The sequence below is a fragment of the Trichlorobacter sp. genome (genome assembly GCF_034008105.1).
Taxonomy (GTDB): Bacteria; Desulfobacterota; Desulfuromonadia; order Geobacterales; family Pseudopelobacteraceae; genus Trichlorobacter.
Window position 1 is genome coordinate 124,975 of record NZ_JAVEPN010000004.1, and the last position, 24,238, is coordinate 149,212.

The 24,238-nt window shown below is 61.1% G+C and carries 17 protein-coding genes and 2 riboswitches; of the genes, 4 read left to right on the forward strand and 13 right to left on the reverse strand.

The features are described from left to right. Positions 1-41: 41 nt before the first annotated feature. The 3 genes from RBQ93_RS03850 (at position 42) to RBQ93_RS03860 (ending at position 4,654) form a co-directional block, all read left to right on the forward strand. On the forward strand, positions 42-347 hold the full coding sequence (locus RBQ93_RS03850; RefSeq protein WP_320370702.1) for a hypothetical protein: 306 nt from the start codon (positions 42-44) through the stop codon (positions 345-347). Positions 348-523: 176 nt separating this feature from the next. Beyond that, complete coding sequence (ppdK, locus tag RBQ93_RS03855; RefSeq protein ID WP_320370703.1) at positions 524-3,202, forward strand: pyruvate, phosphate dikinase; 2,679 nt, start codon at positions 524-526, stop codon at positions 3,200-3,202. A gap of 96 nt (positions 3,203-3,298) precedes the next feature. Further along, a complete protein-coding gene (locus RBQ93_RS03860; protein ID WP_320370704.1) occupies positions 3,299-4,654 on the forward strand; it encodes an MATE family efflux transporter in 1,356 nt (451 codons plus the stop codon). On the opposite strand, the gene RBQ93_RS03865 is transcribed toward RBQ93_RS03860, so the two are convergent. Genes RBQ93_RS03865 through RBQ93_RS03885 form a run of 5 tightly spaced genes read right to left on the reverse strand, consistent with a single transcriptional unit; the run spans position 4,649 to position 9,848 of the window. After that, entirely contained in the window at positions 4,649-5,356 is a 708-nt protein-coding gene (locus RBQ93_RS03865; protein WP_320370705.1) for a TonB family protein, read from the reverse strand. The genes RBQ93_RS03860 and RBQ93_RS03865 overlap by 6 nt on opposite strands. A 6-nt stretch (positions 5,357-5,362) precedes the next feature. Next, complete coding sequence (locus RBQ93_RS03870; protein ID WP_320370706.1) at positions 5,363-6,103, reverse strand: ABC transporter ATP-binding protein; 741 nt, start codon at positions 6,101-6,103, stop codon at positions 5,363-5,365. Then, the gene (locus RBQ93_RS03875) at positions 6,100-7,053 is read right to left on the reverse strand and encodes an iron ABC transporter permease (RefSeq protein WP_320370707.1); all 954 of its coding nucleotides are present in this window, start codon (positions 7,051-7,053) and stop codon (positions 6,100-6,102) included. The genes RBQ93_RS03870 and RBQ93_RS03875 overlap by 4 nt, the downstream gene beginning before the upstream one ends. Next, positions 7,050-7,883 carry a helical backbone metal receptor gene (locus tag RBQ93_RS03880; protein WP_320370708.1) on the reverse strand — a complete coding sequence of 278 codons (834 nt, stop codon included), beginning with the start codon at positions 7,881-7,883 and terminating at the stop codon, positions 7,050-7,052. Before RBQ93_RS03880 ends, RBQ93_RS03875 begins: the two co-directional genes overlap by 4 nt. A 3-nt stretch (positions 7,884-7,886) precedes the next feature. Beyond that, positions 7,887-9,848, reverse strand: coding sequence for a TonB-dependent receptor plug domain-containing protein (locus tag RBQ93_RS03885; protein ID WP_320370709.1), 1,962 nt, complete (start codon positions 9,846-9,848; stop codon positions 7,887-7,889). 35 nt (positions 9,849-9,883) lie between these two features. Beyond that, a riboswitch (cobalamin riboswitch) is annotated at positions 9,884-10,026 on the reverse strand. A 129-nt stretch (positions 10,027-10,155) separates the two neighbouring features. Then, positions 10,156-10,370: riboswitch (cobalamin riboswitch) on the reverse strand. 56 nt (positions 10,371-10,426) lie between these two features. On the opposite strand from RBQ93_RS03885, the gene RBQ93_RS03890 reads away from it, so the two are divergent. Further along, positions 10,427-12,439: a molybdopterin-dependent oxidoreductase gene (locus tag RBQ93_RS03890; RefSeq protein WP_320370710.1), complete on the forward strand. Its 2,013-nt coding sequence runs from the start codon at positions 10,427-10,429 to the stop codon at positions 12,437-12,439. Positions 12,440-12,495: 56 nt separating this feature from the next. Here RBQ93_RS03890 and RBQ93_RS03895 read toward each other — a convergent pair whose 3' ends face one another. The 8 genes from RBQ93_RS03895 to RBQ93_RS03930 all read right to left on the reverse strand — a co-directional run bounded on the left by RBQ93_RS03895 (position 12,496) and on the right by RBQ93_RS03930 (position 24,155). Beyond that, positions 12,496-13,482 carry a substrate-binding domain-containing protein gene (locus tag RBQ93_RS03895; RefSeq protein ID WP_320370711.1) on the reverse strand — a complete coding sequence of 329 codons (987 nt, stop codon included), beginning with the start codon at positions 13,480-13,482 and terminating at the stop codon, positions 12,496-12,498. Between the two features lie 59 nt (positions 13,483-13,541). Further along, entirely contained in the window at positions 13,542-14,765 is a 1,224-nt protein-coding gene (locus RBQ93_RS03900) for an alpha-hydroxy-acid oxidizing protein (protein ID WP_320370712.1), read from the reverse strand. 185 nt (positions 14,766-14,950) lie between these two features. Then, positions 14,951-15,706 (reverse strand): LytR/AlgR family response regulator transcription factor, encoded by a 756-nt coding sequence (locus tag RBQ93_RS03905; RefSeq protein ID WP_320370713.1) that lies wholly within the window; start codon positions 15,704-15,706, stop codon positions 14,951-14,953. Then, positions 15,703-17,391 (reverse strand): LytS/YhcK type 5TM receptor domain-containing protein, encoded by a 1,689-nt coding sequence (locus RBQ93_RS03910; RefSeq protein ID WP_320370714.1) that lies wholly within the window; start codon positions 17,389-17,391, stop codon positions 15,703-15,705. Before RBQ93_RS03910 ends, RBQ93_RS03905 begins: the two co-directional genes overlap by 4 nt. Before the next feature lie 163 nt (positions 17,392-17,554). Next, entirely contained in the window at positions 17,555-19,324 is a 1,770-nt protein-coding gene (locus RBQ93_RS03915; protein ID WP_320370715.1) for a flavocytochrome c, read from the reverse strand. Positions 19,325-19,466: 142 nt separating this feature from the next. Then, on the reverse strand, positions 19,467-20,795 hold the full coding sequence (locus tag RBQ93_RS03920) for an anaerobic C4-dicarboxylate transporter (RefSeq protein ID WP_320370716.1): 1,329 nt from the start codon (positions 20,793-20,795) through the stop codon (positions 19,467-19,469). 274 nt (positions 20,796-21,069) lie between these two features. Continuing rightward, positions 21,070-22,482 (reverse strand): sigma-54 dependent transcriptional regulator, encoded by a 1,413-nt coding sequence (locus tag RBQ93_RS03925; protein ID WP_320370717.1) that lies wholly within the window; start codon positions 22,480-22,482, stop codon positions 21,070-21,072. After that, on the reverse strand, positions 22,479-24,155 hold the full coding sequence (locus RBQ93_RS03930) for a transporter substrate-binding domain-containing protein (RefSeq protein ID WP_320370727.1): 1,677 nt from the start codon (positions 24,153-24,155) through the stop codon (positions 22,479-22,481). Before RBQ93_RS03930 ends, RBQ93_RS03925 begins: the two co-directional genes overlap by 4 nt. Positions 24,156-24,238 lie beyond the last annotated feature (83 nt).

Here is a 24,238-nt window from a genome sequence, read left to right on the forward strand (position 1 = left end):
AGGCTACAGTTGTACCCATCCCGTCCTTTTGGAGGCGTTTCATGACTCTGCGTCTATGCATTATCTTCAGCTGTACGCCTTTCCTGCTGGCCGGTTGCGCACGCGAGCAACAGACCGAAGCAGACAACTTCAGACAGTCGTTTCGAAAAAGCTTCACCGAATCCTGTATCGCTGGTTCGACTTCAGGCCCCAACGCCTTATCCGCCAAGCTTGCCGCTGACAAGTGCGCCTGCATGGCTGATTATCTGGTGGCAAACTATTCCCCTGACGAACTCGGCCAGCTGTCTGGGGCTGGTTCCAGCGAGGCCACCAGCCTGATGGACGCCGCCATCGCAGCCTGCAAATAGCTTCGACCGACATCTGCAACACCTCGCAAAGGGCGCACTGATGCGCCCTTCTGCATTGAGGAGGCAAAATTACCTTGAGAAATCAGGAGACATCGTATATGGTATAACCTATTGTTTTCACTTGCGTTAAACGCTTTTTACGGACATTAAAACCGTATCATCCAAGGAGGTTTCAGATGGCAGCGAAGTATGTGTACTTTTTCGGGAATGGTCAGGCCGAAGGCCGGGCCGACATGAAAAACCTGCTGGGCGGCAAGGGTGCCAACCTGGCGGAGATGACCAGCATCGGACTGCCGGTTCCCCCCGGCTTCACCATCAGCACCGAGGTCTGCACCTACTACTATGCCAACGCTGAGACCTACCCCGCCGCCCTGACCAGCGAGGTGGAGAATAACCTGCAGAAGGTAGAGGCGATCATGGGCCGGACCTTCGGCGATGCCGCCAATCCGCTGCTGGTATCGGTCCGTTCCGGCGCCCGGGCCTCCATGCCGGGCATGATGGACACCATCCTCAACCTGGGCCTGAACGACACCACGGTCCAAGGGATCATCGCCCAGTCCGGCGATGAACGCTTCGCCTATGACGCCTACCGCCGCTTTGTACAGATGTACTCCGACGTGGTGATGGGCATGGACAAGCACTCCCTGGAGCACCTGCTGGAGCAAAAAAAGGCCGAGAAGGGTGTGCACCTGGACACCGAGCTGACCGCTAGCGACTGGAAAGACCTGGTGGCCCAGTTCAAGGCCAAGATCAAGGCCGACCTGGGCAAGGCCTTCCCGGAAGACCCCAAAGAGCAGCTATGGGGCGCCATCGGGGCCGTCTTCGGCTCCTGGATGAACCAACGGGCCATCACCTACCGCAAACTGAATAACATCCCGGCCGATTGGGGCACCGCCGTCAACGTGCAGTCGATGGTCTACGGCAACATGGGCGAGGACTGCGCCACCGGCGTGGCCTTTACCCGCGACCCCTCCACCGGCGACAACTATTTCTACGGCGAGTACCTGATCAACGCCCAGGGCGAGGACGTGGTGGCCGGTATCCGCACCCCCCAGCCGATCAACATGCACCAGAAGAAGCCGGGCGACCTGCCTTCGATGGAAGAGGTGCTGCCGGAATGCTACGCACAACTGGCTGATATTCGTCAGATCCTTGAGAAACACTACAAGGATATGCAGGACATCGAGTTCACCATCGAAAAGGGCAAGCTGTTCATGCTGCAGACCCGTAACGGGAAGCGTACCGCCCAGGCTGCCATCAAGGTGGCGGTGGATATGGTCAAGGAGGGACTGATCGACCAGAAGACCGCCGTGCTGCGGGTGGCCCCGTCCCAGCTGGACCAGCTGCTGCACCCCTCGCTGGACCCCAAGGCCGAGAAGAAGGTGATCGCCAAGGGCCTGCCCGCCTCCCCCGGCGCTGCCGGCGGCACGGTGGTCTTTACCGCTGACGAGGCCGAGGAACTGGCCAAAAACGGCAAAAAGGTGATCCTGGTACGGATCGAGACCTCGCCGGAGGATATCCACGGCATGCATGCCGCCCAAGGCATCCTCACCGCCCGGGGCGGCATGACCTCCCACGCGGCGGTGGTGGCCCGCGGCATGGGCAAGTGCTGCGTGGCCGGCTGCAGCGATATCAAGGTCGATTACGCCAGCCAGAGCTTCGTTGCCAACAACGGCGTGCTGGTTAAAAAGGGGGATACCATCACCCTGGACGGCTCCACTGGCCAGGTGATGCTGGGTGAGGTTCCCACCGTACCGCCCCAGCTGACCGGCGACTTTGGCACCCTGATGGGCTGGGTGGACTCGTTCCGCACCCTGAAGGTGCGTACCAACGCCGATACCCCCCACGACTCCAAGGTGGCCCGCGAGTTCGGAGCAGAAGGGATCGGCCTGTGCCGTACCGAGCATATGTTCTTTGAAGCCGAGCGGATCGCCGCAGTGCGTGAGATGATCCTGTCGGCCGACGTGGAAGGCCGCCAGAAGGCGTTGGCCAAGATCCTGCCGATGCAGAAGGGCGACTTTATCGGCATCTTCCGCGAGATGAAGGGGCTGCCGGTCACCATCCGCCTGCTGGACCCGCCGCTGCACGAATTCCTGCCCCAGGAAGACAAGGATATCGACGATCTGGCCGTCACCATGCAGGTACCGGCCCAGACCCTGCGCAACAAGGTGGAGTTCCTGCACGAGTTCAACCCGATGCTGGGCCACCGTGGCTGCCGCCTGGGGATCACCTTCCCTGAGATCTACGACATGCAGGTGCGGGCCATCATGGAGGCGGCCTGTGAACTGGTCAAAAACGAGGGCTTCAGTATCGTGCCGGAGATCATGATCCCGCTGATCGCCACCGTAAAAGAACTGTCGGTCTTGAAGGCCAACGCGGTCAAGATCTGCGACGAGGTGATCGCCCAGTACGGCGTCAAGGTGGAATATCTGATCGGCACCATGATCGAGCTGCCCCGAGCCGCCCTGACCGCCGATGAGATCGCCGTCGAGGCAGAGTTCTTCTCCTACGGCACCAACGACCTGACCCAGACCACCTTCGGCCTGTCCCGGGACGATGCCGGTAAGTTCCTGCCGTTCTACGTGGATGCCGGCATCCTGCCGGAAGACCCCTTCGTCTCCCTGGACCAGAACGGCGTCGGCCTGCTGGTCAAGATGGGTTGTGAGAAGGGCCGCGCCACCCGCCCCACCATCAAGCTGGGCATCTGCGGCGAGCATGGCGGCGATCCCGAATCGGTGATCTTCTGCCACAAGATCGGCCTCGATTACGTCTCCTGCTCCCCCTTCCGGGTGCCGATCGCCCGCTTGGCTGCAGCCCATGCCGCCCTGGGTGGCGGCGACGACGCCACCAAATAGGTTAAGCACTACCTGTTTTGACATCACGGGCGGGATCGACACGATCCCGCCCGTTTTTGTTGACGCCGCCGGTGAGGAGGGACTACAGTCGTTGCCATGTCGTCCCTGCTTGGCCGCATACTCCCTTGTTTTCACAGCAAACCGGTCTCGATCCGCTGCAATGTCTTTCGGCTCTCGCTGCCGGTACTGCTTTCATCGCTGTTCCAGCGGCTGGTGGGCATCGCCGACATCTTCATGACCGGCGGCCTGGGTGCATCGGCCATCGCCGCCACCGGCCTGGGCCAGCTGCTGCTCTTCACCACCATGACCATCTTCTGGGGCCTGTCTACCGGCACCTCGGTGGTGATCGCCCACCTGTTCGGCGCCGGACGCCATGACGAGGCCCGCCGGGCCGCAGCCACCGCCCTGGCAGCCTGCCTGGTGCTGACCGCCATCGCAGCCGTTGCCGGCAGCCTGTGGGGGGCCGAGGTAGCCAGCCTGATGGGAGCCTCGGCCGAGGTACAGGCCCAGGCCGGCCCCTACATCCGGCTGGTATTCCAATGGCTGGTCTGGACCACCGGGGTCAACATCCTCTCGGCCATCATGCACGGCAACGGCCAGACCCGCATCCCGATGCAGGGCATCCTGCTGGTCAACATCCTGCACATCCTGATCGCCTGGCCGCTGATCTACGGCAGATGGGGTCTGCCGGCCCTGGGGGTGGAGGGCGCGGCCATCGCCATTAACCTTTCGGAATTCATTGGCTTTTGCTACCTGCTCTACCAGGCCTTCAAGCAGCGCTACCTGGTCCTGCAGTGGCCTGACCGGCCGCTGTTTGCCAGGATCTGGCAGGTGGGCTGGCCGGTGGCCCTGGAACGGGTGGCCCAACAATCCGGCCAGCTGTTCTACTCCAGCTTCATCATCGCCTACGGCACCAGCGCCTATGCCGCCCACCAGATCGGCCTGTCGATCGAATCGCTCTCCTTCATGCCGGGCGCCGGCATGGGGATCGCCGCTGCCACCCTGATGGGCCAGTCGCTGGGGGCCAAGAAGTATCTGCGGGCCCATGCCAGCCATGTGCAGGCCCTCAAACTGGCCCTGGTGGTGATGGGCACCATGGCGCTCGTCTTCCTGCTGATCCCCCACTACCTGATGATGGTCTTTACCAGCGACCCGGAGGTGATCCGCCAAGGTGCCGTTTTCTTGAGGATTGTGGCCTTTGCCCAGATCCCGCTGGCGATCTCCTTTGTCTATGCCGGTAGCCTGCGGGGGGCAGGGGACACCTTCTACGTCTTCATTGTCACGCTACTGACCATGTGGGGGGTGCGGGTGCTCTTGGCCTGGGTGGCGGGGCCGCTGCTGCAGCTGTCACTGTATATGGTTTGGGGGGTCTTCCTGGTGGATTGGTATGTACGGGCGGTGGCCTTTGGCTGGCGCTACCACAAACGGGACCTGCACAGCACGGTGCTATGAGCGCAGCGTAAAGCGGATGGTGATCAGGGCTTGGGCCTGGACCGGGCGGCCAGCCCTTACAGCGGGGCGATAACTGGATTGGCGAATGGCGGTCAGCGCCGCCTGGGTAAACCCGAAGGCAGCCGGCTGCACCACCTCAACCCCCTGCAGGCGGCCCTCGGCATCAATGGCCAGCTTCAGCACCACCGTTCCCTCACGACCCAGTTGACGAGCCCGGGCAGGATAGACCGGCGCTACCTGGCGGCTGAAGGCCGGAGCGCCGCTGCTGCCCAGCTGCGGCAGCGGACTGCCGGCACCTTCGTCGCGGACAGATTGCTGGGTGCCGACAGTCGCCACACTCGCTGATGGTCTGACGTCTTCTCTGGCCGCCGTCGCTGGCGGCGGCAGTTGAGCAGCCACCGGCGGGAGTGGCGCCGTTGCTGCAGTCGGCATTGCCGGCTGGACAAGCGCGCTGGCCGCAGCAGGCGGCTCATGCTTGGCCCTGATGGGCCGAGGTTGCGCTGATTGGCCTGATTTTTTATTGAGCTGCTGCCGTTGCCGAGATGCGCCAGCCTGTGCCGGGCTGTTCGCCAGCACCACCTCATAGACCACTACCGGTTGCGGAGAAAAATCGAGCGAACGGGCCAATGTCACCGCTGCCACCAGCCCATGCAGCAGCAGCGAAACGATCACGCAGAATATGCCCAGACGATTTGCGCCCATACGGTTTTAGTCCTTGTGTGCCTGCCAGGCCACGTTCCACTGGGCGGCCGGGTCCAGATCAAAGGTCCGGCAGACCAGCTCCGGCTGCAACAGCTCACCCGGCAGACCATCGGCCAATAGCTCGCCTTGCCGCAGCACCAGCAGACGGTCCAGCTCGCGGGCCAGCATCAGATCGTGCAGCGATAGCAGGATGGTCAGTCCCCGCTCCTGACAGAGCTGCCGCAGCAGGGCCAGCAGTTCATACTGGTAGCGCAGGTCAAGTCCGGCCAGTGGTTCGTCCAGAAGCAGGGTTGAGCCACCCTGGGCCAGGGTCATGGCCAGAAAGGCCCGCTGCCGTTCACCACCGCTGATCTCTGCCAGTGGCAGCTCAGCCTTTCCAGTCAGACCAACCATTTCAAGCACTTCAGCACAGGTAAGCCGCTGGGGGTGTCGTCCGGCGGCCCGGCCCATCTCCACCAGCTCCAGCACCCGAAACGGTAGCGGCACCTCCAGTGTCTGGGGCAGATAGCTCAGACGGCTGGCCCGCTCATGGCCCCGCCAGCTGCCTACCGACTTACCATCCAGCGTCACCTGCCCCTGATCAGCCCGTAACAGACCGGCCCCCAGCCGCAGCAAGGTCGTTTTGCCGGAGCCGTTGGCGCCGATCAGACCCACCAGCTGGCCCTTGGCCAACTGCACCGAAAACAGACGAATGCAGGGGGTCTGGCCATAGCTGAAGCTGACCTGTGTAAAGGCAAGACCGCTCATCGCATCCCCCGCCGCAGCATGATCAGAAACCAGGGGGCGCCGATCAGTGCGGTGACCACACCGGCCGGCAACTCCATCGGCGGCAGCAGACTGCGCCCCAGGGTGTCGGCCAGACAGAGCAGCATACCGCCACCCACCGCCGCCAACGGCAACACCCGCCGGGCATCGGCCCCCACCAGCACCCGCACGCCATGGGGCACCATCAAGCCCACAAAGCCGACGATACCCCCCAGGGCCACAGCGGCAGCGGTCAAGAGTGCAGCCGCCAGCACCAGCAGCATCCGCTCACGCCCTGGCTCCAGCCCCAAGCCAAAGGCCACCTCGTCTCCCAGGGCCAGGGCATTCAGCCCCCGCCGTCGTGACAAACCCAGTACAAAACCGAGCAGCATCAACACCGCTGCCGCCGGCACCAGCGACCAGTCGGCGCCAGCCAGGTCACCGGCCATCCAGAGCAGGGCCCGCTTGACCCCATCGGCCTGGGCCAACGACATCACCAGCATCAGGATGGCGGACAGAAAAAACCCGATCCCCACCCCGGACAGCAGCAACCGTTCCGCCCGCACCCCCCAGGCATCGCGCCCCAGGGCCACCACCACCCCGCTGGTCATCAGGGCCCCCACCAGGGCCAGGCTGGGCACCAGCCAGGTGGCGCTTCCCTGACTGGCCAACAGTCCGAAGGCCGCAGCCAGTGCGGCCCCACTGGAGGTGCCCAGCACATAGGGGTCGGCCAGCGGATTACGGAAGACCCCCTGCAGTATGGCTCCGGCCACTCCCAAGGCTGCACCCATCAAAAGCGCCACCACCACCCGCGGTAGCCGCAACTCCAGCAGGATCTTCAGCTGCAACTCATCAATCTGTAACAGGTTGATCGGCTGCTGTCCCAGCGAAAGCGAGAGCAGCAGCACCACCACCAGACAACCCAGCATGATGAACAGGGGATGCCGTTTCAAGGCCGTTGCCCCCGCCGAGCAAGCTCCAGACACCGCTTCAGCTCCGCAATCCCCTCCGGTATCCGGGGACCGGGTCGGTAGAGGGCATCGCTGACCATGCAGACCCGACCCTGCCGGACCGCATCCAGCGACGAAAGGTGCTTGAGCATCCGCTGCAACGGCACCCCCAAGGTTTCTCCCTGACCCACCACGATCAGCTGCGGATCACGGGCAATCACCGCCTCCAACGAGAGCCGGGGATAACCGGAGCGGGCATCTGCGGCAATGCTGTCAAAGCCGACCCGCTGCAGCACATCGTCCAACAGCGAGCCGGGACCGGCCGCCACCAGCGGGTCCGGCCAGATCACAAACAGGGTGCGTATTTGTCGATTTTGTTTCGTGTCGCTACGCAGACCCGCCTCGATTCGGCCAGCCAACCGTTCGGCAGCCTGGGGCACCCCCAGTTCATGGCCCAGCCGGCGGATAGCCGGCACCAGCCGATCCAGCCGGGAACCACGGAAGATCACCGTCTTGATGCCAAGCTTCTGCAATCGTTTCGACAGGTTGGCGCCTACCCCCTCTTCATCCAGCAGCACCAGATCGGGCTTCAGCCGCAGCACCGCCTCCAGCGACGGGTTGGCTGGCCCACCCACGGTCGGCTTGCCCTTGACTGAGGCCGGCCGGTCGCAGTAGCTGGTGACCCCCACCAGTTGCCGTTCCAAGCCCAGGCTGCAGACCAGCTCCGTCAGGTTGGGGGCCAGCGAGACGATCCGCCGGGGCGGCTCCCCGCACTGAGCAGGGGCCGCCGCCAGCAGCATCAGCCAGACTATGAGCAGACAAAACCGTTTCATCCGTTAAAATGACACCTTAACCCCGGCGTAGGCCCCGATACCGGGGGTGCCATAGCCCAGCACCTCTTCATATTCACGATCCAGCAGGTTATCGATCCGGCCGAAAAGCTGCAGATTTTTGGTGACATCATAGGAACCGGCCAGGTTGACTACCATGTAATCCTTAAGAGTTACAGTTTGTTGTACGTAGGTGACTGGATGAAAAGTCAGATCGTTTCTATTACCGACATAGATCAGGCCGAGATTCAGGTTGCCCTTACCAAAAAAACGGTAATTTACATCAGCGGTCAGCTTATGCTTGGGACGACGCAACAGTGCCTCTCCAGTTTCCTTGTCTTTGGTCTGGGTATACGTATAGGCTGCACTGAACATCAGATCGTTCATGGGGTTAACTTGTACCGTAACCTCAAGCCCTTGCGTGTACGCACGAGCAACATTCTCATAGGTCTGATTTTGATATGCAATTAGGTCTTTAAAATCATTTCTGAACCATGTCGCGCCCAGCGTTGTGCTGATTTCCGATATCTCCTGTTCTAGTCCGATATCCCAGCCATTGCTCTTTTCTGGTGTTAATCCTGCGTTGCCGCCAAGAAAACCCATAGCAGGCGCAGGTGGCGCAAACAGTTGATACAGCGAAGGCGCCTTGAAGCCGGTGCCATAGCTGCCTTTCAGCCTGGTGTCGGTCTGCTTGAACAGATAGGCGGTGGTGAAACGGTAGGTGGCCTTGCTGCCAAAACGGTCATGGTCATCTATCCGCACCCCGGCCGTGGAGAACCAGCTATCCCACAGGTTAAGCTGGTCCTGCAGGTAGAGACTGTTAGTACGGGCGGACTGTTCATTCCAAATATTTGTAGACGTATCGACGGAGCTGGTCCCTGCATTGAAATATTCGTAATAACTTTTTGATTTGGCCTTTTCCTCCTTGGTTTCGGCACCGACCAGCAGGGTGTTGCTCTTGTGCAGTCGCAGGATATGCTGCCAATCGAATTTTACGGTCTGCCCCTGATATTCGCTGCGCTGAAAATCAAACGGATGGTCAGCATCGCGGTCATTGTCGTCGGAGCGGGTCAGGTCGTTGAGCGAAACCCCCAGTTTTTGTTCCCACAGGTCATCAAACAGCAACAACGCACCTTGAGTCCTGAACTGCAGCTCTTCGTTCCGCATGACCCGGTTTGGATCATCGGCACCGGCACCGCCGCCGTTATCAGCCTCGTTGCGCGTCCTGGTATAGCGCAGGCTCATATCGATATCACTGTTCTGAGTAGGCGTAATCCCCAAGCGTGCAGCAACGGTGGTATTCTGGTAACCGTCAGCCTCACGATTGCCGTCACGGGATGCAGCAGCCGAGATACCGCTGCTGTCAAGCCGGGAAAGCGACAGGCTATAATTGACCAGATCGGTGCCACCGCTGATGCCGGCAGATTCCTTAGCCGTGTAGAACGAGCCGCCCTCTGCCGAGACAAAGCCGGTCGACCTACCGCTGCCCCGCTTGGTAATGATGTTGATCACGCCGCCGATGGCGTGGGAGCCGTAGAGGGTACTCTGAGGTCCGCGCAGCACCTCGATACGCTCAATGTTATCCGTGGTCAGAAAACCGAAGTAGTACTCGCCACCGGTGGTGGAGGGGTCATTCAACTCCACACCATCAATCAGCACCAGGGTATGGCGGCTATCGCCCCCCCGCATGAAAATCGACACCGTTTGCCCAGCCCCTCCGCTGCGCACCACATCCAGTCCCGGCACCATCCGCAGCGCATCGGCCACGGTCTGCTTCTGCTGCTGCTCGATCTCTTTGGCCGTGATCACGGTGATCGAACTGCCCACCTGCTCGATCGGCACCTCATCACGGGTGGCGGTGACCACAATCTCACCCAGATTCGCCGTCTGCTCCTCCGCCAGCGCGACACCACTGGTTGCCAACACCACTCCCACCACCACTGCACAGGTTTTTCTACTGCGTTTCATCGCTGCTACCTCCCTCGGGTTTTACAGCTGGAGCGGTCTTCCGGCTTAGGACAGCCTACTTGCCCACCTTCCCAGGATTGACCCAGTGGTTGTTTCGCCTTGCGGCGACGGGCGTTCGTTTCCTTTACGGCTGCGGGGCAGCGGGGGAATGGCTCGTGCAGAGCGGCACCCCTCTTCCTCGTCTCCTGCTGATTGAAAATAGGTTATTGACTAAGACCCTGCAAACGACTGGGGTGGATTGCTGCGGTAGTGATCGTGCGTGAAGCGAGCAACGGATCGTCACAGATGGACTGCTGCATGGATGCCTCCCCCGAAGCGTGCAAATGGAGCGGTATTCCGGCTCAGGGCTTCCTACTCACCCACCTTCCCAGGTTTGATCCCAGTGGTTGTTTCGCCATGCGGCGACGGGCTTTCGTTCCCTTTACGGCTGCGGGGCAGCGGGGGGTTAGCTCAACAACAGCGGCACCCCTCTTCCTCGCTTCCATTCGGTATCTGAAGTATGCTATTTCAAGCCATAAGTACCCGGCCACGTCAAGAGTTTTTATCCGTTTAACCGATTTATCCGACAAAGGTTGCTCATGCCTACCATTCACCGCTCCGTCTGTCCCTTTGATTGCCCCGATGCCTGCGGCCTGCTGGTGACTGTCGTCGACGGCTGCGCTGTAAGCGTGGCCGGCGACCCGGACCATCCAACCACCCGCGGCCTGCTCTGCCCCAAGATGCAACACTACGAGCGCACGGTCCACTCCCCCCGCCGCCTGACCACACCGCTCCGCAGGAGCGGCCCCAAGGGCAGCGGCCGATTTGAGCCGATCTCCTGGGATGAGGCGGTTGAGCAGATCTGCTCCCGCTGGCAGGCGATCATCGCCAGCCACGGCGCTGAGGCGATCCTGCCCTATTCCTACGCCGGCACCATGGGGTTGGTACAACGTAACAGCGGCCACCCCTTCTTCCACAAGCTGGGGGCCAGCCGCCTGGCCCGCACCATCTGTTCACCGGCCAAGGAGGCCGGCTGGCAGGCGGTGATGGGCGAGACCCCCGGCCTGGACCAGAGCGAGCTGCAGCAGAGCGACCTGGTGATCCTGTGGGGGATCAACGCTGCCGCCACCAGCATCCACACCATGCGCGACGCCAGCCAGGCCCGCAAAAACGGCGCCCGACTGTGGGCCATCGACACCTACCGCACCCCAACCTGCGAGGCTTCGGACGAGGTCTTTCTGATCCGACCCGGCAGCGACGGCGCCCTGGCCTTGGGGATGCTGCAGGTGATCGCGGCTGAGGGGCTGCTGGATCAGGCCTTTATCGACCAGAGCGTACGTGGTTTTGAAGAATTTTCCCGCTCGATCCTGCCGGATTGCACCCCGGAACGGATGGCTACGGTCTGCGGCCTGCCGGCGGAGACCATCCGCCGCATGGCCCGGCAGTATGCAACGGCCCGAGCCCCTTTCATCCGGCTGGGCAGTGGCCTGACCCGCTATGCCAACGGCGCTATGAATGTGCGCTGCATCACCTGCCTGCCGGCCAGTATCGGGGCCTGGCAACGCCCCGGCGCCGGTCTGCTGTGCGCCACCGCCACCGGCGGGGCCTTTCCGCTGGCGCGCGTCACCCGGGAGGATTTCATGGCCGGCCCCACCCGGATCATCAACATGAATCAGCTGGGCCATGCCCTGAACCAAGAGAATGATCCGCCGGTGATGAGCCTGTACGTCTACCATTCCAACCCGGCCAGCATTGCGCCGGATCAGAACGCCATCATTCAGGGCCTTGAGCGGGAAGACCTGTTCACGGTGGTGCATGAACGTTTTCTGACAGAAACCGCCCGCTACGCCGATATCGTACTGCCGGCCACCAGCTCTCTGGAGCATGCCGACCTGTACCGCTGCTACGGCAGCTACCACGCTCAGCGCTGCAGCGCGGTGATCCCGCCCATCGGCGAGGCCAAGAGCAATTGGGATACCTTCTGCATGTTGGCGGCCGGTATGGGTTGGGATGAGCCGTTTTTCAGCCAATCGGCCGATAGCCTGATCGAACAACTGCTGGATTACGAGACTCCCTGGCGTGACGGGGCCATCACCGAGCGGCTGCGCAACGGCGAGCCGGTGCTGCTTGCCCCGCCGTCTACCCCGCGGGGGCCATGGCTGACGCCATCGGGCAGGATCGAGATCCGAAACGACCGTGAGCCGGAACCGCTACCTCGCCTGCTGCCGACCCACGCCGAGGGCGACGGCTTTCCGCTGCGGCTGCAACCGGCGGTGACCCCCTATGCCCTTAACTCCAGCTTCTACGAGCAAGACCAGCTACGGGATCAGCAGCAAGCGATGCTGCTGCTGATGCACCCCGATGATGCAGCGACGCGGGGGCTGACGGACGGAGCTGCCGTGCAGGCGGTCAATCAATACGGCCAGGTCAACTTTACCCTGCGGGTCACAGAGCGGGTGCCGCCGGGCACGGTGGTGACCGAAGGGGTCTGGTGGCAAGAGTTTCTCAACGGTAAACGGGGTGTCAACGCCCTTACCTCCCAACGGCTGACCGACCAGGGGGCCGGCAGCACCCTCTACGATGTAGGTGTTGAAGTCAAACCGGTGAGATAAAAAACGGGCCATCCAGTTTCTGGGTGGCCCGCCTGAGTACCGCCGCTTACGGGCTGCTATTTAGCCACTGCGGCCTTATACGCATCAATTATCTTCTGTACCTTTTCCGAAGGTGCACCGATGGTGATCAACCCCAAGGGCCGCTCAATCTTGTCAGTCTTGACCACCACCACCCCTGGTTTCACAAATCCGGCACCGAGGCCGCCGATGGCAGCCGGATCCTTGGCCACCTCATCGCTGATGGTAGCCACGTTGACCGCCAACGTTTCAGCAAGATATTCCTCGTTCTTCAAGACCGCCTGCTTGATCAGGCCTCGGGTGGCACTGGAGAGGGTGTCGGTCACGACCTTGATCGTCTGATCTGCACCGCCCAAATCCTTCCAGTTTCGAATCTTGCCGGTGTGGATATCATTCAGCTGCTGGAAGGTCATGGCCTGCACCTTGTTGGATGGATGCACCGCAAATACCACCTGATCCATCTGAATGGCATGCAACTGCATCTTTGAACTATCCAGTTCGCGGCCAGCCGCCTTGGCACCCTTGGCAACGGTCTCTACCGAGGCCGAGGCCAGCGAGGCGTCGCACTTCTGGTCCACCAGATCAATCAAGCCTTTGCCGGCATTGCTCTTGACCACATCAAGGCTAAAGCCGGTGGCCTTTTCAACCGCTGCCTTATGCGGGGTGATCAGGCCGTCCACCACGCTGGCAGCGCCGCACAGCTTGACCACCGTCTTGGCGGGTGTGTCAAATCTGCGGTGGCAGGCATCACACTCCGCAAAGGCCCGCTTGCCGTTGTGGCAGACAAAGCAGGCCTTATCCTGAAAGTGATCCTGCATGGTTATCAGGGCCTGCTTTTTGGTTTCGAAGATAGCGCTGTGGCAATCGTTACAGACAAATCCCTTGCTGGCATGGACACGGCCATCAAAGGTTACCCGCCCTTGGCCCGCGCCACCGTAGAGAAGCGTCTTGCCCCCCCCGGTTGCACCAGCCAGCCCGCAAAGCGCTAGCATCAGACAAATGGTCAGTAAAACGGTTCTATACATGGGCGACTCCTGACACTGCCCGGCAGACGCTGCCCTGCCGGGGCAAGGGATACGACGACTTAAACCAGGATACTCCGGCTGACCTTTTTCACATCAGCGGTCCCGGTCAGCGTCATGGCAACCACCAGTTCTCCCTGCATCTTTTTCAGGATCAGGGCCACCCCTTCTGGTCCGCCACCGACCGACCCTCTGATCAGCGGACGTCCCACCAGCACCGCATCGGCCCCCAATGCCAGCGACTTGAGCACATCGGCGCCATAACGTATCCCGCCGTCGGAGAGAATCACGATCTTGCCCTTGACGCTATCGGCAATGGCCGCAAGCACCGCAGCTGACCCAGGTGTGTGATCAAGCACCCGTCCGCCGTGGTTAGAAACCACGATCCCGGCGGCACCCACATCAATCGCCTTTTTCGCCTCATCAACGGTCATGACACCTTTGATGATGAACGGCAGCTTGGTTGACTTGGAAATTTCCCTCAACTGTTTCAGACTCTTCGGCTCGACCGTCCTGCCTGGCAGCGCCCGTGAGGCACGACCGGCCGAATCGATATCGACGGCAAAAAACGGCGCGCCGGACTGTTCAATCAGGCGTATCCGCTCAATGATCTCGGCCTGGGTGCGCGGCTTGATCTGTGCGGCTGCCTGGCCACGATATTTAGCCACGGTCTTGAGGCGGGTCTCATACACCGACAGCGGATCGCCGATTCCGTCTGCTGCAAAGCCGATCGTACCGGCCTGGATGCACCCGGCAACAATGCCCTCCATGTACTCCTCTTCAGACACCTTGCCCTGCAGGCCCATGTTGTAGGTGACACCGCCGGTAACCGCAGACATGATCGGCATCGACAGCTTGACACCGAACAAGGTCAGGCTGGTGTCAGGTTTCTTGACCTCGTGGAAGGTCACCATCTTCAACTTGTACTTCTCCAATGCGGTCAGGTTGTTACGAAACGCCGCGCCAGAATCGATGCCACCCATGCCCGGCACCTCGCCAGAGCAGGCCACACCGTCACACTCGGGACAGACCCGGCAGCGGGGATACATCTTCTCGCGGGCCACCTTCAGCACCTGATCCAGCTTGAGGGCACTCTTGCCGGCTGCAGCAGCTGTTGCTGCAGCGGCTTCCTTCTTGGCCTCTTCGGCGGCACTGGCCTCCCGCACGCCCCCCACCGCCTGCACCGCCAAGACGCCTGCACCGACTGCAGCAGCGGTCTTGATGAAGTCACGCCTGCTAAAACCACCTTCTAAACGGATCTCCTGCTCATCATGGGTCTGGGACATACGCTTCCTCCTTTGGGTTTATGCTGCGCCGTGCGTCCCGCGCCACCTGCCGCAACGGCCATCGCTACTGTTGGCACGGGTAGTCTCAGCATAACGCGCAGTTGTGCCACTGCAATCATCAGTTGGTGAACGGCAGATTTACGGCCTGAATGGCAAAAAAGAAGGGGTGAATGGCAGGGTACTGGTCAGCGGTGGGTGATTAGGTGTCGCTTGAGTTCCTTGGCATGGTAACGGCTGACCACGATCTCGGTCCGGCCGTGGTCGTTCATCACCAGCTTGCAGCTGCCGTTGAACCAGGGCACGATCTCTTGAATGCAGCTCAGGTTGACCAGCGCGTTACGATGGGCCCTGAAGAAACCAAACGGCGCGAGTTGCTCCTCAAGGGCGCTGACGGTAAGGTTGGCCTGGTACAGCTGTCCGTTGGCGTGGATCATCGTTGAGGCCTCGCACGCCTTGATGAAGACGATACTGTGCGGCGCCAGCGGCATGATTCTCCCCCCCTGACGCACCGCAACCCACTTGCGGTCATCGCCAGGGGCATCGTTCCGGGTACGCTCCTGATCCTGCTTGGCAGTTGACAGCTGTTTGCGCAGCTTGTCGAGCGTCTTGGCGAGTCGCTCCTCAGTGACCGGCTTGAGCAGATAATCAAATGCCTCCAGGTTGAAGGCATCTACCGCGAACTGACTGTAGGCGGTTGAAAAAACAATCAGGGGCCGCTCCGGCAGTTCCTGCAGAATCTCGGACAGTTCAATGCCGGTCATGCCGGGCATCTGTATATCCAAAAACGCCACCTGCGGCTTGTGTCGCCGTAGCAGGCGCAACCCCTCCGCCGCCGTGGCCGCCTCGCCGACCACCTCAAGGTCGCCGGCCTGCTCCAGCAGGTAGCGCAACTCTCTGCGAGCCGGTGCCTCATCATCGATCAGAAAGACCGTCACCCTCACACGGTCACCGGGATCGAAAAGGAGATGGTAGTGCCGATACCTGGTTCGCTTTCAATACTCAAGGCCCTTTCTGTGCCGTACAGCGCTATCAGTCGGCTATTGACGTTTTTAAGCGCGATACCCAGCCCCTCTCGGGACGAAGTTGACTGCTCGGACAACAGTCCTGCAACCTTTTCCTGGCTCATGCCCACCCCGTTGTCTGCAACCCTGATATGTAGGTCATGGCTGCCCATGGTGGCGCTGATGGTGATCTCGCCGCCGGTCTCCTTGGGTAGAATGCCGTGCCGGATGCCGTTCTCGACCAGCGGCTGCAGGATCAAAGGCGGCACGGGGCAGGACAGCGCAGCCTCGTCAATGGAGTAACGCATCCTGATCCGCTCCTCAAAACGAGCCTTTTCGATGGCCAGGTAGGCCTCGCAGTGTTCCAGCTCCACCGCCAGCGGCACCTCACGCACTGCAGTGCTGGTAGTCTTTCGGAAAAATTCCGCCAGATGCACCAGCAGCTGCGAGGCAACCCCCGGATCGGTACGGATGTAACTCTTGATGGTTGAGATGGCGTTGAACAGAAAATGCGGATTGATCTGGGCCTGCAGTGCCTTGATCTCGGCTGCTGCTGCCAGACGACGGTGATTCTCAATCTCGCCCAGTTCAAGCTGGTTCGAAAACAGTTGCGACAAGCCGGTGGCCAGCTCCAGATCCAGTAGGCCGATGCCGAGCCCTTCGGTCCTGAATAGTCCCAGTACGCCGATAGTCTGCTCCTGCTTCTTCAGCGGGACCACAACCGCAGAACGTAGCCCGCACTCAGCTATGGTGCAGCCCACTTCGCCGGCGCTGCCGGCCTGCATGACAGTCCCCGTAGCGAGCGCCTGCTGGACGATGACGCTGGTAACGATCTTTTCCAATACGATGGCATCATGTGCTGTTTCTCCTGCCAGTAGTCCTCGTCCGTCGGCAATGAAAACCGCATCCAGCCCGGCCAGGTTACGGACGATGCCGGCCGTCTGCCGAGCTGCTTCGCTGGTCAGTCCGTTGCGCAGCACCGGCAGCGTCTGCAGGGCAATGGTGAGCGTCTTTTGGGCCTGCTCGGCCTTGGCCAGCTCTTTCTCGCGATAGACCGTCGAAATCAAGTGGATAAAAACGGCTGTCCCCAAGCCGTTAACCAACAGAGAAGGCACGGCCAGCTTCGGCACCAGATTGAGTGCCGCCTCAAAGGGACGGGCCAGCAACAGGATAAAGCCCATCTTGATCAGCTCATTAACCGCACCCACCGAGAAGGCCGCCACCACATCAAACGCGCGACGCCGCAGGCGATGGTAGAGCAACGCCGCCAGAAGCCCCTGAAACACAGTTGCAACCCCGCATGACAGGGAGGTCAGGCCGTTCATATCCATCAGGTAGCGATGACTGCCCGCCACCAGCCCGGCCGCAAGCCCAACCAGCGGCCCACCGAGAATGCCACCCAAGGCCACCGCCACGCCGCGCAGGTTAGCAATGGCCCCCTGAAATGGAAAGCCGCTGTAGGTGGCCACCACGCCGGCCAGACCGAACAAGAGCGACAGCACCAGCTTGTCGTGGCCGCTGGCGTCACCAGTTAGCAGACGTTTGAAGGCCTTGAAACGAATCAGGAAAATAAAGAGGATGGCAAACAGACCGAGGCGTTCGAACAGATCTTGAAAAAGTTCCATTGGTCCCTCAGATCGGCGGGTGCCTGCCAAAGGCAGGCTTACGGTTACTGCAGGGCAGTCTAACAGACTCCGCGACCGATTGCCAGAGCGAGGCGCAGGCCTGCGAAACGGCGGGGCGGTGTCCCGCCCCGCCGTTAACGCCAAGGTTTAGTTTATAATGCGGCTACTTACCGCCCTTCACCAACTTGACGGCACTGGCCCCGGCAATTCTACCGAAGGTAATGGTTTCGGAGATCGAGTTGCCTCCCAGTCGGTTGGCGCCATGCACCCCACCGGTCACCTCGCCGGCCGCGAAGAAGCCCGGCATCGGCTTGCCGTTCTTGGCCACCACCTGGGCAGCGGGGGTAATCTTCAGGCCGCCCATGGTGTAATGGACCCCCGGCTTCACCTCAATGGCGTAGTACTTGGCAGTGCGCAGGGCGCGAGGCAGGTCGGGACGCTTGAATTCCGTGTCATTCTTGGCATCAACCGCCTGATTGTAGGTCTCGATGGTCTGCGCCAGGACCTCGGGCGGCATACCCAGCACCGTAGCCAACTGCTGGGGCGTAGCACCCTCCTTGACCAGCTCCAGGTGGAAATAACCGTCGATCTGCTTCAGACTCTTGCGAATCCCCTCGTCAAACACCAGAAAGGCCGACTTGCCGGTCTGGGCCAGGGTTGCCTCCGAAGCCTTGTCGCGGGTGGTCAGTTCGTTCACAAACCGCTTCCCCTCACGGTTGATCAGGATGGCGCCGTTGCCCCGCACCGCCTCGGTGATCAGGATCCGGCTGCCGGCCGCCACGGTGGGGTGGATCTGAATCTCTTTCATATCTTGCAGCTCCCCACCTGCCTGGTCCCCCAAGACCATGCCGTCGCCGGTGGCGCCCGGCTGGTTGGAGGTGGTCATCCCCTTGAATTCAGGACGATAGTAGGCCACCTGCTCCGGATTGTTGGAGAAACCGCCGGCGGTCAGCACCACCGCCTTGGCCTTGATAGTATAGAGGCCACGGTGCTTGCCTTCCACCTGCACCCCGCTCACCCGGCCCTGCTGGTCGCTGATAATCTTAACCACCTTACTGTTGACCCGCACGTCCAGCTTACGGTCAACGGCATTCTGTTTCAGGACATTGGCGATATGGGCACCCACAGCAGCCCCGCCCGTCGGGCGGTGGGTGCGGTTGGCGCTGGCGCCGGCCATGCGACCCACATCACTGATATCGGCGCCGATCGAGGTCAGCCAGTCCACCGACGCGGCCGAATTCTTGGCCAAAATCATGGCCAGCTCAGGATCGTTGGTGTTCTTACCGCCCTTCATGGTGTCCTGGTACATCAGATCCACCGAATCCTTGATCCCCTTGGCCTGCTGGAACCTGGTCTCGGCGGCGTTCATACCGCCGGCCGCCAGCATACTGTTGCCGCCGGTAATTGGCTGTTTTTCCAGCACAATCACCTTGACGCCGGCATCGTGGGCCGTGATGGCGGCGGTCATGCCAGCCGCCCCGGCGCCGATCACCACCAGGTCGGTGGTCTCTATGCGTTGCTTAGCTGGCTTGCGAACCGGCTGCTGATCCTTCTTGCTGGCGGTACCACCAGGCATCGGCAGATTAAAGGTATGGCAGCCGTTGCAGTAGGCAACGGATTGTTCATGGCCCCGGTGGCAGACGGTGCAGTTGATCTCGCCCAGATGGGACTGGTGAGGCTTGATGTGTCCCTTGTCCTTGACCGCCAGCACATCAAGATTGCCATGGCAGTTGATGCAGCGCTGGTTGATGCCCCGCTCGCTGTCATCCACCACAATCCGCTTGCCCTTGCCGTGGCAGTCGGCACAGGCAACCTTGTTGGCCTGATGCAGCTGGGCCAGCGCAGCCCCCTCTGCTGCCGCCAGCAATCCGTTGCTCGGCATAAGCAGGGCCAGCAGCCCCAGCAGCAGCATCACCAATCGCACCTGTTTCATGGTTGTTCTCCTTTCTCGCCTGACAGGACAAAGCGGCCCGCCGGATGACCGGCGGGACCGCACAGTTAAAAATGTCTAATCGGTTGTTACTACACAGCCTATCCCTGATTTTACTCCTGTCAACCGGACCATACCGTCCAGTTTAGAACAGCACCCGTGAGATCATATAGGCGCAGACCGTGGAGACACTGACACCGATCAGACCGGGGACCATAAAGCTGTGGTTGAGCAGATACTTGCCGATATGGGTGGTGCCGGTACGGTCCATGTTAATGGCAGCCAGGTCACTGGGGTAGAAGGCGAAGAAGAAGTAGGCGTAACTGGCCGGCATCAGACCCAGCAGCAGCGGCACCGGCAGCCCCAGGGCCAGACCCAGCGGCAGGGTGATCGCCAGGGTAGCGGCCTGGCTCTTGACAAAGGCCGAGATGCAGAAGGTGGCGATGGCAAAGGTCCAGGGAGCCAACTTGACCATCACGCCGATGTTATCGATCAGATAGGTTTTGTTGGCGGAGATGAAGGTATCACTCATCCAGGCGATACCGAAGATGGAGACGACAGCGATCATACCTGCGGTAAAGACGCTAGAATGGGCGATATCCTTGGCCTTGACGTTGGCGGCAAACATGATGAAGGCGCCAAAGGCCAGCATCACAAACTGCACCACGGTGGTCATGGCCACCGGCTTGCCATTATGCCCCAGCGGCAGCAGTTCCGGGAAACTGGCCAGGAAGATGATCGAGCCCACGCCGGCAAAGAACAGCAGCACCGAAATCTTGGCAGTCAGCGGGATCGCCTTGCCCAGGGTGGTCACATCGGCATCCAGCGACTTACGGAATTCAGGGTCCTGCAAGCGCTGCTGATATTCGGGGTCCTTGTCCAGATCCAGACCGCGGTTAAAACTCCAGATGGCCGCCACCAGCAGGCCCACTACGCCGGCCGGCATGGTCACCAGGATGATATCCACCAGGGTCACCGGGTAGCCTGACTTGGCGGCAAAACCGAGAAAGAAGGTTACCGCCGCCGCCACTGGGCTGGCGGTAATCCCCATCTGGGAGGCCACGCTGGAGATGGCCATCGGCCGCTCCGGTCGGATACCGGTCTTGAGGGCCACGTCGGCGATCACCGGCAGCAGGGCGTACACGGCATGGCCGGTACCGCAGCAGACCGTCAGGAAAAAGGTGGAGAGGGGGGCCAGGATGGTGACGTACTTGGGATGGGCCCGCAGCATCCGCTCGGTCAGCTGCACCAGATAATCCAGGCCACCAGCCACCTGCAGGGTGGCCGAGGCGGTCACCACCGCCAGGATAATCAGCATCACCGCGATGGGCGGCTCAGACGGGGCACTGCGGAACCCCAGCACCAAAACCGCGACTCCCAGACCGCCAATCAGGCCCAGTGAGACACCGCCGCGACGGATACCGATCAATACCGCACCAAGTACCAGGGCAAACTGAATCCAGAACATCAACATGGCATACCTCCTATGGTTGTACTGCTCAAATCGGGCAACAGCCAAAGCGTTACCCTCACCAGAGCATTAACGGTGCCAAGTTATTCTTGCTTGCCCAAGATATCGTTATTATGAAGTTTATTTTACTTCAGGGAGATGCCGGAAGCGGCGAAGGGGTATAACCCAGGTTATGGCAGATGAGGTGAAACCACGGATTAGCTGAACAAATTAAGCTGGTTGCAGCAAAACAACCGGCGTTATGATTATAACGCCGGTTATGAGGGTAGCACTATCGTTAAACTTCCCGCTGTCTCAAGCGCTTGGATAGTGCTGGCTGGGAGATGCCCAGCATGCGGGCAGCAATGGTCTGGTTATTGTTGCTGCGGGCCAATGCCTCTGCAACCAACAGCTCTGCTGCCTCGCTGAAGGTTGGCAATCGCTGACAGCAGGCAAACGGATTGCGCCGTTCTCCATCCTCCAACGGCTGAACCGTCCCGGTGTCGGCACCGATGGCGGTGACGAAGCTGTCCATGGACAGTACACCGCTGCTGTGCAGGCTGACCGCATCGTAGACCAATGCCTTCAGCTCGCGCACATTACCGGGAAAGGAGTAGGTGGCCAGTAACTGGGCCAGTTCACGGGGCGGGGTCGGTTTCTTCTTACCCAGCGTCTGGGCCGCCTCGGCCAGGAAGTGCTCCAGCAACAGGGGGATGTCGCAGCGCCGCTCCCGCAGCGGCGGCAGTTGTAGCTGATGGGTGCGCAGGCGGTAGTACAGGTCACGCCGGAACTGACCGGCCGCCTCACGGGCCGCCAGGTTAGCGTGGGTTGCCACCATCACCCGGGCCCGCAGCCGCTTGGGACGGTCGCTGCCCAACGGAAAGTACTCCCCCTCCTGCAGCAGTCGCAGCAGCTTGACCTGCGATGCAATGGAAAGGTCACCGATCTCGTCCAGAAACAGGGTGCCGTCGGCTGCCTCCTCGATCATCCCCTTGCGCGGCTGCTCGGCCCCGGTGTAAGCGCCGCGCAGGTGACCAAACAGGGTGTCGCTGAAGACGGTGTCGTCCAGGCCGGCCACATTGACCGCCACCAGCGGCCCTTTGCAACCGCTTAACCTGTGGGCGGCCTTGGCCAGTAGTTCCTTGCCGGTGCCGCTTTCGCCGGTGATCAAGAGCGGCTGAGGGCTTTTGGCCACCGCCTCCACATAGGCAAAACGGGCCAACATCCCCGAATCGGCCGTTACCAGACCGCTAAAGGCTTCCGGATGATGCAGACCACCTGAGATCAACCGGTTGCTCACCTCGCGGTTCTCCTGCTCAAGCTGTTGCATGCGGATCGCCCGCAGCACGCCGCCCACCAGCCGGTCTTCCTCCACCGTTTTGACAAAGTAGTCGAAGGCGCCCAATTTTATGCACTTAACCGCCGTCTCCACCTGATTCAGACCGCTGATCACGATGCAGGTAACCTCTGGATACTGTTCGGCAATCATCCCCAGCAACTCTTCACCAGACAGGTACGGCATGGTCAGGTCCAGCAGCACCAGTCCGACCCCCCCTTCGGCCAGCAATCCCATCACCTGGCGGCTGTCCTGGCAACTGCGGATATTGCTGATGCCGGCTGAACGCTCCAGGGTCAGCGCCACCGAACGCAACCAGGCCGGTTCATCGTCCACCAACAGGATGCCAAAGGCGGGGTACCGTGCTTCAGTCATAAAAGATTCTCCGTAACCGCGGGGAGCACCAAAGTGACGGTGGTGCCCTGCCCCGGCGTTGAGTCAAAGTTCAAACTGCCACCATGTTCCTTAACAATGCCGCTGGAAACCGACAGGCCCAGGCCGGTACCGCCACTCTCCCGCTTGGTAGTAAAAAACGGGTCGGTCAGGCGGGCCAGGTGTTCTGGGGCGATGCCGCTGCCTTCGTCCCGCAGGGTCAGGCCGACTGAAGGTCCGGTCGGGTCGCAGAACGTGGTCAGAAAGATGCCCCGGCTACTGTCGGACAGGGCCTGACAGGCGTTCAAAAGCAGATTGACCAGTACCTGCTCAATCCGCTGACGGTTGCCACACACCTGCGGTAGCTGCTTAGCATAGCTGGCCTCGAACCGGTCAGTAGCGGTCCGCAGTGACCGCTCCACCAGCCGCACGGCAGTTTGCGCCACTTCATTCAGATCGATCTGCTCCTGGGTGGCGCGGTCATCCCGCCGGGCAAAATCCTTGAGATCCTCCACAATCCGCTTGATCCGCTTGGCGCCGTCGTGCATTTCGTCCATCATCAGCGGCAACTCACGCCGCATGCGGCTGTAGGGCAGCCCGCCCAGTGGAAAATCACCCTCGCGCTGATAGCGCTCCTCCAGCAGCTCAACGGCATCGGCGTAGGCTTCTTTCAGGATCGGCATATTCAACAAAATCATTCCGTTGGGGTTATTGATCTCATGGGCCACCCCTGAAACCAGAATCCCTAGTGCCGCCATCTTGTCGGCCTGTACCAGCTGTTGCTGGTTGAGACGCAGTTCTTCCAGGGCAGAGCTGAGCGAGGCGGTACGTTGTGCCACCTGCCGTCGTAATGAATAGCTCCAGAGCACCGTGCCACCCAGCACCACAATCAGCGGCGTTGCCAGAATCGCTGCGGCTTTGAGCGCCTCCTGCCAGGTCGGCTTGGCCGGCTCCAACACCCCCAACCACTTGGCATGAATGGTATCGTACTGACCGGTCTTCTTCAGGATCGCCAACCCTTCGGTAAAGCGGGCCAGCAGCTCGTCGTTCCCTTTGCGCACGGCATAACCGTATTTTTGCGAAGCGATGCTGCGGGCCACTGGCACCAGGTTGGTCAGCTTATACTCCCGGATGATGTACATCCCCGGCACCATCGCCACCACCGCGTAGTCACACTCACCCGCCGCCAACAGGCGCAGGGCGTCGGCCGGGGTTGGGGTCGGCACCAGATCGCTGGCGTAGCCCATGGCCATCAACTGCTCATGCATGATGCCGTCACGGTGCAAGGTCACCCGCTTACCCTGCAGCTCCTCCAGTGAACTGACTGCTGGGGTCTCCGTACGGGCAAAGATGGCATGGTTGACCATGGTATGAGGTGGGGTGAAATCGATGCTGGCGGCCCGGCTTTCGGACCAGGAAATACCCTGCAACAGCTCGATCCGACCGGACTTCAGGTCGCTCAGCTGTTCCGACCAGCCACCCAGCCGGAACTCAACCTGCAAGCCCATCACCTCGGCGATGGCCCGGGTAAGCTCAACATTGTAGCCGGCCGGCTTGCCCTGCTTGTCGATGAATTCGTAGGGCGGGTAGTCGCGGTCCCCACCCACAACCAGCGGCTTGGCAAGCGCCTGGTCTGCGAGGCAGCACTGTATCGCCACGACGACGATGATCCGCATCAAAATTCCCACAACACCCTCCTGGCAGCTCAAGTCTACCGGATTTCGCCAGAAACACAAACCAGCCAGCAGCCGCCTCAATC

Excerpts from the sequence above, each read along its gene's own strand:
- RBQ93_RS03915 (WP_320370715.1), bottom strand. The coding sequence starts at position 19,324 with ATGAAACAGGTGCGATTGGTGATGCTGCTGCTGGGGCTGCTGGCCCTG.
- RBQ93_RS03865 (WP_320370705.1), bottom strand. The coding sequence starts at position 5,356 with ATGGGCGCAAATCGTCTGGGCATATTCTGCGTGATCGTTTCGCTGCTG.
- RBQ93_RS03920 (WP_320370716.1), bottom strand. The coding sequence starts at position 20,795 with ATGTTGATGTTCTGGATTCAGTTTGCCCTGGTACTTGGTGCGGTATTG.
- RBQ93_RS03885 (WP_320370709.1), bottom strand. The coding sequence starts at position 9,848 with ATGAAACGCAGTAGAAAAACCTGTGCAGTGGTGGTGGGAGTGGTGTTG.
- RBQ93_RS03925 (WP_320370717.1), bottom strand. The coding sequence starts at position 22,482 with ATGACTGAAGCACGGTACCCCGCCTTTGGCATCCTGTTGGTGGACGAT.
- RBQ93_RS03900 (WP_320370712.1), bottom strand. The coding sequence starts at position 14,765 with ATGTCCCAGACCCATGATGAGCAGGAGATCCGTTTAGAAGGTGGTTTT.
- RBQ93_RS03895 (WP_320370711.1), bottom strand. The coding sequence starts at position 13,482 with ATGTATAGAACCGTTTTACTGACCATTTGTCTGATGCTAGCGCTTTGC.
- RBQ93_RS03870 (WP_320370706.1), bottom strand. The coding sequence starts at position 6,103 with ATGAGCGGTCTTGCCTTTACACAGGTCAGCTTCAGCTATGGCCAGACC.
- RBQ93_RS03910 (WP_320370714.1), bottom strand. The coding sequence starts at position 17,391 with ATGGAACTTTTTCAAGATCTGTTCGAACGCCTCGGTCTGTTTGCCATC.
- RBQ93_RS03860 (WP_320370704.1), top strand. The coding sequence starts at position 3,299 with ATGTCGTCCCTGCTTGGCCGCATACTCCCTTGTTTTCACAGCAAACCG.
- RBQ93_RS03930 (WP_320370727.1), bottom strand. The coding sequence starts at position 24,155 with ATGCGGATCATCGTCGTCGTGGCGATACAGTGCTGCCTCGCAGACCAG.
- ppdK (WP_320370703.1), top strand. The coding sequence starts at position 524 with ATGGCAGCGAAGTATGTGTACTTTTTCGGGAATGGTCAGGCCGAAGGC.
- RBQ93_RS03850 (WP_320370702.1), top strand. The coding sequence starts at position 42 with ATGACTCTGCGTCTATGCATTATCTTCAGCTGTACGCCTTTCCTGCTG.
- RBQ93_RS03880 (WP_320370708.1), bottom strand. The coding sequence starts at position 7,883 with ATGAAACGGTTTTGTCTGCTCATAGTCTGGCTGATGCTGCTGGCGGCG.
- RBQ93_RS03890 (WP_320370710.1), top strand. The coding sequence starts at position 10,427 with ATGCCTACCATTCACCGCTCCGTCTGTCCCTTTGATTGCCCCGATGCC.